Raw genomic sequence first — 939 nt, 5'->3', positions numbered from 1 at the left:
TCTCAGAGCCTGCCCCAAAAGTTGTTGAGCAATACCAGTATGTTGTGATTCAGTCCGTCCTGCGAGAGATGGAGTGATCAATGACATGGACTGGTATTGCCCGGCAGGAGCATAGCCGGAAAGGATTGCGCTATTCCAGCGATATGACGGACCGGGAGTGGGAATTGGCGGCACCGTTCATCCCGCCAGCCAAGCGCGGAGGTCGTCGTCGGACGACAGATATGCGCGAAGTAGTGAATGCCTTGCTTTACATAGCAGCCAGCGGCTGCGCTTGGCGGCTTCTGCCCAAATGCTTTCCGCCGGTCTCGACTGTGCAGCGCTATTTCTACGCTTGGCGCAACACCGGTTTGCTCGAAGCCATGAACACGATGCTGGTGTTGAACCTGCGCGAGATCGAAGGGCGCGAAGCCTCGCCGAGCGCCGGTGTGATCGACAGCCAGTCAGTTAAAACCACCGAAAGCGGCGGCCCTTGCGGGTATGACGCGGGCAAGAAGATCAAGGGCCGCAAGCGGCATATCCTGACCGACACCTGCGGCTTTCTCATCTTTATCCTCGTCCACACCGCCGACATCCAGGACCGCGACGGTGCCGTCGATGTCCTAAAGGCCGTGCGGAAACGCTTCCCGTGGCTGCGGCATGTTTTTGCCGATGGGGGCTATGCCGGCAACAAGCTCCGTACTGCCCTTGCCGGATCAGGGGCTTGGACGATCGAGATCATAAAGCGTTCGGACAAGGCGAAGGGCTTCCAGGTTCTCCCGCGGCGGTGGGTCGTCGAACGCACCTTCGCATGGCTTGGCCGATGCCGCCGCCTCGCCAAGGATTGGGAAACTACCATCGAATCCTCCACGGCATGGATAACGATAGCCTCCATCCGCATGCTCACCCGCAGAACTGCAAGGTATTGCTACGCTTGAGAAACTTCTGAGTCAGGCACTCAGG

General features: G+C 58.9%; 1 protein-coding gene. It reads left to right on the top strand.

Features of this window, described 5'->3' with window-relative positions; translation table 11 throughout:
* Nucleotides 1-80: 80 nt before the first annotated feature.
* Nucleotides 81-914 (top strand): IS5 family transposase, encoded by an 834-nt coding sequence (locus tag FG91_RS17810; protein ID WP_037517694.1) that lies wholly within the window; start codon nt 81-83, stop codon nt 912-914.
* Nucleotides 915-939: the final 25 nt, after the last annotated feature.

This window comes from Sphingopyxis sp. LC81, assembly GCF_000756375.1.
Lineage (GTDB): Bacteria > Pseudomonadota > Alphaproteobacteria > Sphingomonadales > Sphingomonadaceae > Sphingopyxis.
Note: the sequence above shows the minus strand (reverse complement) of the source record. Positions and strands in the feature narration are given on the sequence as shown.

Bases quoted from the DNA above. Each gene is read 5' to 3' on its own strand.
- FG91_RS17810 (WP_037517694.1), top strand. From the start codon at position 81: ATGACATGGACTGGTATTGCCCGGCAGGAGCATAGCCGGAAAGGATTG.